15 protein-coding genes are annotated in these 11,769 nt (G+C 42.0%); 4 read left to right on the top strand and 11 right to left on the bottom strand.

What is annotated here, in order from left to right:
• Positions 1–460: 460 nt before the first annotated feature.
• The 5 genes from B3D47_RS01560 to rplM form a co-directional block, all read right to left on the bottom strand.
• Entirely contained in the window at positions 461–1,114 is a 654-nt protein-coding gene (locus B3D47_RS01560) for a hypothetical protein (protein ID WP_286859585.1), read from the bottom strand.
• Positions 1,115–1,133: 19 nt separating this feature from the next.
• Entirely contained in the window at positions 1,134–1,562 is a 429-nt protein-coding gene (locus B3D47_RS01555) for a ClpXP protease specificity-enhancing factor (protein ID WP_253170929.1), read from the bottom strand.
• A gap of 13 nt (positions 1,563–1,575) precedes the next feature.
• Positions 1,576–2,226 (bottom strand): glutathione S-transferase N-terminal domain-containing protein, encoded by a 651-nt coding sequence (locus B3D47_RS01550; protein ID WP_253170928.1) that lies wholly within the window; start codon positions 2,224–2,226, stop codon positions 1,576–1,578.
• A gap of 334 nt (positions 2,227–2,560) precedes the next feature.
• On the bottom strand, positions 2,561–2,947 hold the full coding sequence (rpsI, locus tag B3D47_RS01545; protein ID WP_004811301.1) for a 30S ribosomal protein S9: 387 nt from the start codon (positions 2,945–2,947) through the stop codon (positions 2,561–2,563).
• A 12-nt stretch (positions 2,948–2,959) separates the two neighbouring features.
• Positions 2,960–3,388, bottom strand: coding sequence for a 50S ribosomal protein L13 (gene rplM / locus B3D47_RS01540; protein ID WP_004811299.1), 429 nt, complete (start codon positions 3,386–3,388; stop codon positions 2,960–2,962).
• Positions 3,389–3,690: 302 nt separating this feature from the next.
• Between rplM and pdxA the strand changes: the two genes are divergently transcribed.
• The 3 genes from pdxA to B3D47_RS01525 are packed head-to-tail and all read left to right on the top strand — an operon-like array spanning position 3,691 to position 6,353.
• Positions 3,691–4,659, top strand: a complete 969-nt coding sequence (gene pdxA / locus B3D47_RS01535; protein WP_286859581.1) for a 4-hydroxythreonine-4-phosphate dehydrogenase PdxA — start codon at positions 3,691–3,693, stop codon at positions 4,657–4,659.
• Positions 4,660–4,689: 30 nt separating this feature from the next.
• Entirely contained in the window at positions 4,690–5,502 is an 813-nt protein-coding gene (gene rsmA / locus B3D47_RS01530) for a 16S rRNA (adenine(1518)-N(6)/adenine(1519)-N(6))-dimethyltransferase RsmA (RefSeq protein ID WP_286859580.1), read from the top strand.
• 5 nt (positions 5,503–5,507) lie between these two features.
• Positions 5,508–6,353, top strand: a complete 846-nt coding sequence (locus tag B3D47_RS01525; RefSeq protein ID WP_286859578.1) for a symmetrical bis(5'-nucleosyl)-tetraphosphatase — start codon at positions 5,508–5,510, stop codon at positions 6,351–6,353.
• 62 nt (positions 6,354–6,415) lie between these two features.
• Here the strand turns inward: B3D47_RS01525 and B3D47_RS01520 are convergent, their stop codons facing one another.
• The 6 genes from B3D47_RS01520 to B3D47_RS01495 all read right to left on the bottom strand — a co-directional run bounded on the left by B3D47_RS01520 (position 6,416) and on the right by B3D47_RS01495 (position 10,552).
• On the bottom strand, positions 6,416–6,865 hold the full coding sequence (locus B3D47_RS01520) for a DUF2147 domain-containing protein (RefSeq protein ID WP_286859576.1): 450 nt from the start codon (positions 6,863–6,865) through the stop codon (positions 6,416–6,418).
• A 69-nt stretch (positions 6,866–6,934) separates the two neighbouring features.
• Positions 6,935–7,372: a hypothetical protein gene (locus B3D47_RS01515; RefSeq protein WP_286859574.1), complete on the bottom strand. Its 438-nt coding sequence runs from the start codon at positions 7,370–7,372 to the stop codon at positions 6,935–6,937.
• A 528-nt stretch (positions 7,373–7,900) separates the two neighbouring features.
• Complete coding sequence (locus B3D47_RS01510; RefSeq protein ID WP_004811286.1) at positions 7,901–8,575, bottom strand: LrgB family protein; 675 nt, start codon at positions 8,573–8,575, stop codon at positions 7,901–7,903.
• Positions 8,576–8,584: 9 nt separating this feature from the next.
• On the bottom strand, positions 8,585–8,956 hold the full coding sequence (locus B3D47_RS01505; protein WP_004811284.1) for a hypothetical protein: 372 nt from the start codon (positions 8,954–8,956) through the stop codon (positions 8,585–8,587).
• 32 nt (positions 8,957–8,988) lie between these two features.
• Positions 8,989–10,329: a ribosome rescue GTPase HflX gene (hflX, locus tag B3D47_RS01500; protein ID WP_286859572.1), complete on the bottom strand. Its 1,341-nt coding sequence runs from the start codon at positions 10,327–10,329 to the stop codon at positions 8,989–8,991.
• A 91-nt stretch (positions 10,330–10,420) separates the two neighbouring features.
• Positions 10,421–10,552: a hypothetical protein gene (locus tag B3D47_RS01495; RefSeq protein WP_260396356.1), complete on the bottom strand. Its 132-nt coding sequence runs from the start codon at positions 10,550–10,552 to the stop codon at positions 10,421–10,423.
• A gap of 186 nt (positions 10,553–10,738) precedes the next feature.
• Here B3D47_RS01495 and B3D47_RS01490 point away from each other — a divergent pair, with 186 nt between their 5' ends.
• Positions 10,739–11,569 carry a lysophospholipid acyltransferase family protein gene (locus B3D47_RS01490; protein WP_286859590.1) on the top strand — a complete coding sequence of 277 codons (831 nt, stop codon included), beginning with the start codon at positions 10,739–10,741 and terminating at the stop codon, positions 11,567–11,569.
• The last annotated feature ends 200 nt before the right edge of the window (positions 11,570–11,769 follow it).

The following is an 11,769-nucleotide window of genomic DNA, read 5'->3' as shown; positions in this document are numbered from 1 at the left end:
CAGGGGGTGTTTTTTTATGCTTGAAATTTAGTCCCAAGCTTGCAAATATTAATTATTATATAAAGCCACAGCAGAAAATTTGTACATTATATAAATTCATAGTGGTTGCTATCTTCTAGGATAGATTCCCTGTAATCGATTTTGGTAATGTTTTTTAGCTGATACTAAATGCTGCATCGTTATTAGATATTTCGCTACAGTGCCTAGGAGGGCGGGTGGAAGGTGAATAACTTTGTTTTACCTACCACCCTAGTGGTAATAAAACGTTTTGCGAGCTATCGGTAGATAGACTTGTAGCTGTATGGACTCAAACGCCTTATATGAAGTGCATTGATATTTACGGTGTATATTTCATAAAGGATTAAAGATTTACATATAAATATTATTTCTAGTCATATGCTGTATGTTTACATAGAAATAAAAAACCAGCTCAAAGCTGGTTTTTTATTAGATGGATAATTTAAGCAAACACTTTCATAACCTGATCTAGAAGTACCCATAGGATCACAATCGCCACTACAGGCTCTGCAATTTTTGCCCAAGTTGGCGCATTGACTACAACCACATCTTCAACGTCATGTTCTAGGGACTGATTGTTTTGGCTGACCATCTGATTAAACTCCTTCATCGTTGCCTCCAATGATAGCTCTTCTTGTGGCATTGGTTTAGAGCCTTTCAGTTCTAACAGATTATTTGTTGTCCAAACCCAATCATCTGCTTGACCAGAAAGATGCTCGATCTGACCATATAACAGTTCCTGAATACTGTTCAGATTATGATTGCCGGTATCATGTAGCTGTTTAAGCTCTATGAGCTGAAGTTTGAAAATCTCATAAATATTAGCTTCTTGTACTTCACGAGAAAGAGTAGACTGATTGGATTTAAGTGTACTCAGATGACGGGCAATTTCCTGAATATATAGTTCATCAGGATGATTAATTTCATTATAGATCTTATTCGGATTAAGCTTCCATTCACTAACCAGCTTACCTAAAGTCAGCGCACTGATTTCGGCAATGTATACACGACGTTCCTGCTTTGGATACTGACTTAGAAGCTCAGGCTTTTGAGTTTCTATCTGTTCAACAAAATATTGTACTAAATCAAAAGCCATTCACTTACTCCGTTCTTATTTAATCTAATAACCTGAGGCTTGGTTTTTTCTTTGGTGTTTCAGGTTCTTCTTCAATGTTTGATTTTAAAGCATCTTCTTCAGTTTGTGTATGCTCATATTCATTTGGATCAAAGAATAGTCCCTGACCATTTTCACGTGCATAGATACCCAGTACCGCAGCCATTGGTACATAAATATCACGTGATACACCACCGAAACGTGCTGAGAATGTAATCGCGTCATTGCTCATATGTAGCGCATGTACAGCGTGCGGTACGATATTTAGAATGATCTGGCCATTTTTAATAAACTGTTCTGGAACCATAGTATTTGGACGCGTAGCATCAACCAATAGGTATGGTGTCATATTGTTATCACAGATCCATTCATAAATCGCACGAGACATATAAGGACGTGTAGGCGTAAGGTTGAATTCCTGTTCAGACATAATGAGTACTCGATTAATTTGATAACTGGGCAGCGTAGCGGTTCTTTTCTTGCAACGTCATTGATTTGATAAAAGCAGGACGGCTAAAGATCCGCTGGCAATACAGATAGAATGGGCGGCATTGCTGTTTAGGTAATTCTACACCCATACTGTGCAAACGGATAAACATCGGCGCAAGCATGCAGTCCAAGATACTGAACTGCTCTGACATGAAATAGGGAAAGTGCTGAAATAGTGGCATCAGTGATACCAGAATATCGCGAAGCTGTTTTTGCGCCTGAGCTTTCGAAGCGGGATCTAAAGAATCCGGGTGTTTGAGCATGATATCGGCCAGTTTAAGCCAGTCATGTTCAAAGCGCCATAGATATTGGCGTTGCTCGGCTCGCGGCATCGGTGCATCGGCATAGAGCTTGTTCTGGCGATAGCGATCATCAATATATTCAGAAATAATCTGGCTAATAAATAATTTCAGATCATTTTCAATCAGCATTGGTAGCTGATTATAAGGATTTAGACTGGCCAAGTCCTCATCGTCACTATCGACCAAGATTAAATGATATTTAATTTGTTTTTCGGTAAGAACGTAGCGAATCCAATGGGAACGAAAGTCATCGGCATGGCTATATAAGGTGATTCCTTGAAGTGGCGCGCTTTCGACTGACATAAATCCTGAGCAAATTTTAGTGAGTAGAATAGGATACTAAAAATCAACCTAAAAAGCACGAAGCATAAAAGACCAATTGGCTTTTGACAGGGTAGATTATAAGAAAAAATGAAAGGAGCAGAACAAGATGATCATGAATTTAGGTTTAATCATAGTGTTTGTGATTATAGGTATAGCCAACTATTATCTGACCAAGTCCTTCTGGTGTCATGAAGGGGTATGGGGTAAAGATGTTCATGAACAATAATATATATAATTCTATTCAGTGGTAAATTTAAAGCCATAAAAAAACCCTGGAATAAACCAGGGTTTTTTGTCCGATTCGGTAAACGAATTAACGTTTAGAGAATTGAGGACGTTTACGAGCTTTACGTAAACCAAGTTTCTTACGTTCAACTTCACGAGCATCACGAGTAACGAAACCAGCTTGACGAAGAGCAGGTTTAAGAGTTTCGTCAGCAGCAATCAATGCACGAGTAATACCGTGACGGATAGCGCCTGCTTGACCACCGATACCACCACCAGCAACAGTGATGTAAAGGTCATATTTGTTAGTCGCTTCAAGAAGTTCTAACGGTTGGTTAACAACCATACGAGCAGTCTCACGACCGAAGTATTGTTCTAAAGAACGGTTGTTAATTACGAGTTTACCAGTACCAGCAGATAGGAAAACACGTGCAGTTGCGGTCTTACGGCGACCTGTACCATAGTTTGTAGCCATGTGCTGTATCCCTTAGATGTCCAAAACTTGTGGCTGTTGAGCTGTGTGAGGATGCTCAGTACCAGCGTACACTTTCATTTTCTTGATCATTGCATAACCAAGAGGACCTTTTGGCAACATGCCTTTAACAGCGCGTTGGAAGATCTCTTCTGGTTTGTGTGCAACTAATTTCTCGAAGTTAGTTTCACGGATACCACCAGGGAAACCAGTATGGCGATAGTATTTCTTATCAAGTGATTTTTTACCAGTCACTTGAACTTGCTCAGCATTAATAACAACGATGTAATCGCCAGTGTCAACGTGAGGAGTATAAGAAGTTTTGTGCTTACCGCGTAAACGACGAGCGATTTCCGTCGCAAGACGGCCTAGAGTTTTGCCAGAAGCATCAACAACGTACCAGTCGTGTTGAACTTCAGCTGGCTTAGCGCTGAGAGTTTTCATTAAACCACTACCTATTATAGTTGGTTTGGACGGTGGAATCTGTCCAAACAAAAGGAGACGAGATTCTAAACGAATACGTGAAGAATCACAAATGAAAATTAAAAATTTCAAGCGCTGTATTTTATATAATCTACGAGCATAAGGGAAGAAAAATTAAGCAGAATGCATAAAAATAACTGTCGAGATTTGTAACGCAGATTTCTCTGAGAATCACCACAGTCCAAAACACTGTACAGATCGCTGCACGCAAGCCTGTTTGAAACAGGCTATACTATTGAAGGCCTTAGTGAATAGAGAAGAAGATGCTGCCTTTATATGTCACCAGCGGTGAACCTGCCGGAATTGGTCCTGATATCTGCTTGAGTCTGGCAAATCGGGTTGATGAGCGTCCGATTGTGATACTTGCGGATCTGGAAATGTTGGGTCAGCGTGCCCAGCATTTAAATCTGGCAATAGAGCTGATTGAATATAAGGGACAAGAGTCTTCTTCTGAAGAAGGTCAGCTCTATGTCGAGCATGTACCTTTGAAACAACAAGTGATATTGGGTGAGCTCAATAGCCATAACGCTGCTTATGTATTGGAACAATTACGTCGTTCAGCTGACTATGCCATGACCGGGAAAAGTGTTGGTGTGGCAACAGCACCAGTGCAAAAGTCAGTCATTAATGATGCCGGAATCCATTTCAGTGGGCATACTGAATATTATCAAGAATTTGCTGGTGTGCCTCGTGTCGTGATGATGCTGGCAACTAAAACCTTACGTGTCGCTTTAGCAACAACGCATCTTCCGTTACGGGCAGTCGCGGATGCAATTACGCCTGAGCGTCTGCATCAGGTGATTGATATCCTGATTCATGATTTACAATCCAAATTTAAAATCAAACAGCCAAAGATTCTGGTCTGTGGTTTAAATCCGCATGCAGGCGAGGGCGGTTATTTGGGGATGGAAGAGATTGAAGTGATCAATCCTGTGCTGGAAACTTATCGTGCGCAAGGTATCAATATGAGCCTGAGCTTACCTGCAGATACTTTATTTACTCCTGAAAACTTGAAAGATACCGATGCGGTACTGGCGATGTATCACGATCAGGGTTTACCTGTGTTAAAATCTCAGGGCTTTGGTGAAGCCATCAATATTACTTTGGGCTTACCGTTTATCCGAACTTCTGTCGATCACGGCACAGCACTCTCCCTCGCAGGTACAGGCCTTGCGAAAAGCTCAAGCTTGCATGTGGCTGTGGATTTGGCGCTGGATTTAGCGCGTCAATGATCTCGTCTTTATTACACGTTGGAAATGTCTATGTATCAGATTAATGCCTTAAACCCGAAAGATGAAGGGCATCACACGCGTAAGCGTTTTGGTCAAAACTTCTTACATGACCAACGTGTCATTGCCAAAATTGTCCGTTCAGTCAATCCGCGTGCAGGCGAAAATATTGTTGAAATTGGTCCAGGTCTGGCCGCTTTAACTTCACCTTTGATTGGTGAATGTGATGCTTTAACCGTTCTGGAGCTTGATCGTGACTTGGCTGCAGGTTTGCCGGGTCGTGTGCCGCATCCTGAACGTCTAACGATTATTGAAACAGATGCATTGAAGTACGACTTCACCAATTTATTTGAAGAAGGTCGTCCATTACGTGTAGTTGGTAATCTGCCATATAACATTTCGACACCATTATTGTTCCATCTCCTGGAATTCGGTGACAAAGTTAAAGACATGCACTTCATGCTGCAAAAAGAAGTGGTCGATCGTATTGCCGCTTCACCGAATACTAAAGAATATGGCCGTTTGTCGGTGATGATTCAGTATTACTGCAAACCGACATTCTTGTTTGAAGTGCCACCAGGTTCGTTTAATCCACCACCAAAAGTAACTTCTGCGGTATTCCGTCTAGAACCCTATGACGTAAAACCGATCGTGGCGAAGAATGAAAAAGCTTTGGCACGTCTGGTATCTCACGTATTTACCCAGCGTCGTAAAACTTTGCGTAATAGCTTAAAAGGCATGCTGGTTGAAGATGGTTTTGAAAAGGCAGGTGTAGATCCGATGGCGCGTCCAGAGACCCTGACACTTGCTCAATTTGTGGCTTTATCTGATCAAATGGTAGCTTAAAAAGAATGACTCGCACTGTTCGATACAATTATGTGATTGGTGATGTGCAAGGCTGTTTTGAGGCCTTGAAGGCATTGCTGAAAGAAATCCGCTTTGATCCGGATCAGGATTTTATCTGGTTTGCGGGTGACCTGGTCGCTCGGGGTGAAAACTCGCTGGGCGCACTGCGCTTCATTAAAAAGTTGGTCGACAATGGTGTCGCTGCAACAGTGCTAGGCAACCATGATTTGACTTTGTTGGCTTATGCGCGTGGCATTAAGCCGATTAAAGACAAGGACAATGTCCGTGATGTGATTGATGCCATCGACAGTGATGATCTGATTGACTGGCTGCGGAAACAGCCTATGTGTCTGTTCCCGAATGAACAGACAGTGCTCACGCATGCGGGTATTCCTAAACTTTGGGATGTTGCCAAGACTGCTGAGTTAGCTAAAGAAGTAGAAGCAGTCATAGGTCATGATGATTTTGAAGTCATGGATGCGTTCCTGAGCGATATGTTTGGTAAAGAGCCAGCACTCTGGTCAGATGAGTTAGAGGGTCATGAGCGTATACGTTGTATCGTGAATTACCTGACGCGGATGCGTTTAACCGATACAAAAGGACGTTTAGAATACAGTTTTAAAGACTCTCTGAATGATCCAATGCCGGAAGGCTTCAGGCCCTGGTTTGAGTTTGAGTCGAAAGCTGCCAAGACGCATCAGATTATCTTCGGGCATTGGGCAGGATTACAGGGTAAGACGATTTCCGAACATGTTCAAAATGTCGATGGTGGCTGTGTTTGGGGCAATCAGTTGCTGGCTTATCGATTAGAAGACCAGCAGATGTTCGCGGTTCATAATCCCGTGTTTTAAAATATCCAGAGCTAAAAAGCCACGTTAAAACGTGGCTTTTTTTATAGCAGGAATAATGTAAATTAATCTTGACGAATCCAGGTCTGACTACGGCCTAATGCTGATACACCGATATAGCCACGTAAGGTGAGACGCTTGCCAGTCGCATTCAGGCGAGCTTTAGCATCATAAATTTTGCCGGTCAGTGGATCGATGACCCGACCCTTATCATAGTTATTGGCTTTACCTACTTGTTTTAAGCCGGTAAGTACATCCATGCCTAGAATCGGTTGATTGGTATATGGTGCCGGGCAGTTATTGCAGGTTTTTTGTGGGGTATAACCAGGGCGGGGTGTTACTTTAACGATTTTACCCACATAGCTACCGTTATTTTCTTGACGAATTTCAATAATGGCTTTAGGGGAGCCAGTTTTATCATCAATTTGTTGCCAAGTGCCGGTCAAATCCTGTGCAAAAGCTGACACAGTCATACATGCACCCATTAGCATCATTGCGATTTTAGATTTTTTCATATTAATCATCCCCATGTGGTTTGTTACAGACAGTCACTAGTTATTTTTTGATCAGTCTGCACTAAGAATTCAGTTGTGTTTAAGTCCCATGACCGAAACTTGAGTATGGTCATATAAATTTAAGGGATTACCAGCGACAGCGACCTGATTAATCAGGTCATGAATATGTATATCGGATGCTGATTGCAGCGTAGCGTTTCCAGCATGATGTAATGCAGTGAATTTCAATTTGTTGAAGGCTTCTGACTCCAGTATTTCAAATGAGTACTGAGTGGAGGGCAAATGATCAGCACCTTGTTTTCTTGGCTTATTACCAAAAAGTGGGTGGGATAATGAGTTGCCTAAATTTCTAGATAAGCCACCTCTATTATATTTCGCCGATTTAATCAGGATCATGGCCGGATCTGTCTTGTCATGCATCTGCTGCCAAATATTTATCCAATTCTCTCCACAAGAAATTGGGTTTAAAGCAACACCAGATGTCCTGAAAACACTCATTGTTTTCATTCAATTTCCTTGTATTTCAAAATCAAATATCCATTTGATTTGCTTCACTCTTGCTGTATATGAAGTTTTAATACACAAAGACTAAAAAATCTATATGTTTATTATTCATACAACCTTATATAAAAAAATGCAAGTTGAATATAGACAGAGATTCATACTTAAGTCTTAAAGATTATAACAATATTCTTGTTAGGGGAAACGTGATTTTTAACCCATATTGAATGATGTATAGGAAAGTGAGAGAAAAATATTTAAAATAACTGACCAAAGAGACAGCGTGTAGCCAAGTTGAAAATAGGGGAATTTAGTAATATTAAAACGATTGAAAAGATTATAAATATATAAAATTACTAAGTTAAAATCTGTCATTTAGGTCAATTTAATTACTGGTATGAAACTTAAATGAATTTATGAAGTGACTAATTTGTCATTAGAATTTAATAGTTCATATTTTTATCTAAATCGATATAAGAATAAAATGACTATATAAAATAGATATAGTCATCTAAAAATGACGATGTGGTCAGATTAAAGATTCTGAAGATATAAAATAAAAGTCGGTAGCCAGAGGGCCGTAAAGACAGCATTCACTGCCATACCAAATGCTGCGTATCGACCTGCAACACTACCACGCTGCCAGGCTTGTGCTGTACCAATCGCATGAGCGGCAAGGCCCAGTGCAAGACCAGAAGCACGTTCGTCATTGATATGACGCAGAATGAGAGGGGAAAACGCAGCCCCAATGACACCAGACAGAATTACAATCAGAATCACCAGGCTAATTGGTGCATCTAGTAAAGTCGCGATATTAATCGCAATTGGGGTAGTAACTGCACGAGTGGCAAAGGCCATGATGTCACCGGCTGCCATATGTAACAGATAAGCGAGCCCCATGGGCAGGGCAACTGCACTGATACTGGCGAAGATCAGAATGCCAATCACACCTTTTAATGGCAGGTCATCATAGCGCATCGCTGCCAGAGGAATTGCCAAGGCCACCGTAACATAACCTAAAAGACGGTTAAACAGGGGATTGGTGTCTTCTGTATAATGTTCATAAGGAACACCCAGTACAAACAGAATAGCCAGCACGAAGAACATGCCAAAGACAATGACCGGAATTTTAGGAATCACACGGTTACATGGTTTAGCCGCAAGATAGGCCACTAGCGTGATCAGGAAACCATAGAGTACAGATAACATAATGATCTCCTAAAGCCAGCGCTTGGCCATTTTTGCATAGACCCATAATGGAATGAGCGTACTAACAAACAGAATTAGCAGAAAGGCTGGAATTTTATGTCCCATATGCACCAGCATCATCAATGAGCCGGCACTGACAGGTAAAAATGCAAAGGCACTTTCTTTCATAATCTTGTTATTGGTATCTACCAGTCGGGCAGGAATTTTGCTCCAGCGACGCCAGCTAAACAGGACGATGAGCAGGCTGATTAAACCGACCAAATTGCCTAATTCAGGGTGCTCTAGCTGGGTCATGATCCATACTGCTGCTTCCCGAAAGACAATAATTAGAAGCAGCGTGCCGATCCATGCTGGCCAATCTATATGCTTAATCCAGTTCATTTTAGAGTCTATTTAATTTGATTTATCGAGTTTTAGTCGATCTTACGCGGTATTTCAAATTCTTCAAGTGGCCGTTGAAACTGAACTGCTTGCTCACCCAAAATATCTTCTAGGGATAGATGTGCCTGGCGGATGATCTGTGCCAATTTCTGTGGAGCAATACTGACCTGCAAATGCAGCTGACCTTGCTCGTCATAATGTTCGGACTGAATCACGTTCAGATCATAAAGTTGATTACGCAGTTTGCCATGTGCAGGCTGTAACTTAAGTTCAAACTTTTGCAGTTCTCCCATCAACGCTTCATGTACCGCCTTACGTAGCAGGTCAATCCCTTCTCCAGTGTGAGCAGACACATACACCCGTTCTGGCTGATTAGGTCTGTGATAGATAATCTTGGCTTCTTCACCGCTTTGATCAATTTTATTATAAACACGAAGTACTGGAACATTAGCCCCAATTTCCTTGAGCACACTTTCTACTGCATCAATCTGTTCCAGAATTTCCGGACTGCTGGAGTCAATCACGTGCAGCAACAGGGTGGCTTCTAAGGTTTCTTCCAAAGTCGCTTTAAAAGATTCTACCAGTGAGTGAGATAGGTTACGCACGAATCCTACCGTATCTGCCAGTACTACAGTGCCAATGCCTTCCCAGTCCAGACGGCGCAAGGTTGGATCTAGAGTGGCAAACAGCTGGTCAGCGGCATAGACATCGCTATCTGCAAGAATATTAAACAGGGTAGATTTACCGGCGTTGGTATAACCAACCAGAGAAATGGTAGGTACAGCAGCTTTCTGACGGGCTACACGACCTTGCATCCGGGTTTGACGGACTTTATCCAGTCGGGCTTTGAGTTGCCCCATCCGTACACGCAGCAAACGTCGATCGGTTTCTAATAAAGTTTCACCAGGGCCACGTAAACCAATCCCCCCTTTCTGGCTATCCAGATTGCCACGACTACGAATCAGGCGAGAAGAAAGATGCTGTAACTGGGCCAGTTCGACCTGTAATTTACCTTCATAAGTACGGGCGCGCAGCGCGAAAATATCCAGAATGAGTTCCGTACGGTCCACCACCCGACATTTAACGACACGTTCAAGGTTACGTGCCTGAGCAGGGGTCAGGGTATGGTCAAAAATCACCAGATCAGCTTCAAGAGCTTCAACTTTTTCTGCAATTTCCTCAGCCTTGCCGGAGCCGATAAAATATTTAGGATCGGGTCTTAAACGCTGAGCATACATATGCTCAAGAATTTCTGCCCCTGCTGAACTGGCCAACAGGTGAAATTCTTCTGCATCCAGATCCTCCAGCATCTGCACGGTCACACTGACCAGAATGACACGATCTTTGGCACGATGCTGTTCAAAATATTCCACTCAGTCCACACTCTACTTAAAAACTTTTTTAATAGAATTCATTTTAGTGGAAAAAGACAGGGACAGATAGCATTGCTCTGTGAGTTTTGGGTTAGAGTGCAGCAACAAAAAGTTGAGCAAGGCCGACTAAAACAGCCGCATAGAATGCGGTTGCCACAAAAATGTATTTCAGTGCTTGTGTGGGTTGAAGGGTTTCAACCGTAACCTTTGGATCTTGCTGCATGATAAAACTCCTAATTTACTCATTCAATGGAAATATAATAATTCATCGTTTAATTGAATAAAAATTGCAAAATTTAATCCGTCTGAACGGTTTTTATAATCAATGCATGTTCAGAATGAACAGTATAGAATGGTAAAGATACGTGAAGATGATGACCTGAATCGACCTGGAAATAGTGATCCTTGTATGCACTCGACTATAAATAATGAAACATCTGAAATTCGTGGTTTAGCAAAATTTTTACTCTATAGCAGAAAAATGGTTGCCTCTGTCGCAGCGGTGAGTGAAGGGTTCTATCTGGTTTACCGACACGGTTTATACAAGAATCCTAATAACCCACATAACACGCGATATGTGCAGTATTTCTGTCGTCAGCTATGCAAGGTATTTAATATTGAAGTGCAGGTACACGGCACTATTCCACGAGAACCCGCACTCTGGGTGAGTAATCATGTGTCCTGGCTGGATATTGCAGTACTCGGTTCTAGTGCACGAGTGTTTTTCCTGGCTAAAGCCGAAATTGAACAGTGGCCGCTGCTTGGCAAACTGGCGAAGGGTGGGGGAACTTTATTTATCAAGCGTGGGTCGGGAGATTCAGTCCGGATCCGTGAGCAGATTACCGGATTTTTAAAACAGGATATTCCAGTGCTGTTTTTCCCTGAAGCCACCACTTCAGATGGACGTGCAATCAAGAAGGTCCATGGCAGGATTCTGGGGGCAGCGATTGAAGCAAAGCGCCCGGTACAGATTTGCCTGATTTGTTATGTCAATCAGCAGGGGGAGCTGGATACGGTCGCGCCTTTTATTGGTCAGGTCGGTTTCGCTGAGCATGTACGTAAAGTGTTAGAGATGCCAAATGTTACGGCACATTTAATGGCATTACCGGGCATTTCTACAGAAGGTCATACGGTGGATACGCTGACGCCGTTGGTGCAGGAAAAGATGAATGAAGGTCTGAAGTATTTACAGAATAAGGTCCTGAAAACACCCTTGGAAGTTGCTGCATCAGTTTCATAGGTAAAACAAACAGAATTATTTTCCAAAAACTAAAATGAGCACTTATTTGCGCTCATTTTTTTATGTGCAGCATTCAGTAGTTTGTTGTTTTAACCGGTGTGATCCAGACGTGAACCCAAGGTTTCAAGATGCATCGGGAAAACATTATTTTTACGGTCTTCAAAATAATGACGTAAGGTCCTTTCTACACTCGGGAATGC

This window comes from Acinetobacter sp. UBA3461 (genome assembly GCF_002381195.1).
GTDB lineage: Bacteria > Pseudomonadota > Gammaproteobacteria > Pseudomonadales > Moraxellaceae > Acinetobacter > Acinetobacter schindleri.
Note: the sequence above shows the minus strand (reverse complement) of the source record. Positions and strands in the feature narration are given on the sequence as shown.

Coding starts and splice junctions, on each gene's coding strand:
- B3D47_RS01560 (WP_286859585.1), bottom strand. CDS start 1,114: ATGGCTTTTGATTTAGTACAATATTTTGTTGAACAGATAGAAACTCAA.
- B3D47_RS01555 (WP_253170929.1), bottom strand. CDS start 1,562: ATGTCTGAACAGGAATTCAACCTTACGCCTACACGTCCTTATATGTCT.
- B3D47_RS01550 (WP_253170928.1), bottom strand. CDS start 2,226: ATGTCAGTCGAAAGCGCGCCACTTCAAGGAATCACCTTATATAGCCAT.
- rpsI (WP_004811301.1), bottom strand. CDS start 2,947: ATGGCTACAAACTATGGTACAGGTCGCCGTAAGACCGCAACTGCACGT.
- rplM (WP_004811299.1), bottom strand. CDS start 3,388: ATGAAAACTCTCAGCGCTAAGCCAGCTGAAGTTCAACACGACTGGTAC.
- pdxA (WP_286859581.1), top strand. CDS start 3,691: ATGCTGCCTTTATATGTCACCAGCGGTGAACCTGCCGGAATTGGTCCT.
- rsmA (WP_286859580.1), top strand. CDS start 4,690: ATGTATCAGATTAATGCCTTAAACCCGAAAGATGAAGGGCATCACACG.
- B3D47_RS01525 (WP_286859578.1), top strand. CDS start 5,508: ATGACTCGCACTGTTCGATACAATTATGTGATTGGTGATGTGCAAGGC.
- B3D47_RS01520 (WP_286859576.1), bottom strand. CDS start 6,865: ATGAAAAAATCTAAAATCGCAATGATGCTAATGGGTGCATGTATGACT.
- B3D47_RS01515 (WP_286859574.1), bottom strand. CDS start 7,372: ATGAAAACAATGAGTGTTTTCAGGACATCTGGTGTTGCTTTAAACCCA.
- B3D47_RS01510 (WP_004811286.1), bottom strand. CDS start 8,575: ATGTTATCTGTACTCTATGGTTTCCTGATCACGCTAGTGGCCTATCTT.
- B3D47_RS01505 (WP_004811284.1), bottom strand. CDS start 8,956: ATGAACTGGATTAAGCATATAGATTGGCCAGCATGGATCGGCACGCTG.
- B3D47_RS01495 (WP_260396356.1), bottom strand. CDS start 10,552: ATGCAGCAAGATCCAAAGGTTACGGTTGAAACCCTTCAACCCACACAA.
- B3D47_RS01490 (WP_286859590.1), top strand. CDS start 10,739: ATGCACTCGACTATAAATAATGAAACATCTGAAATTCGTGGTTTAGCA.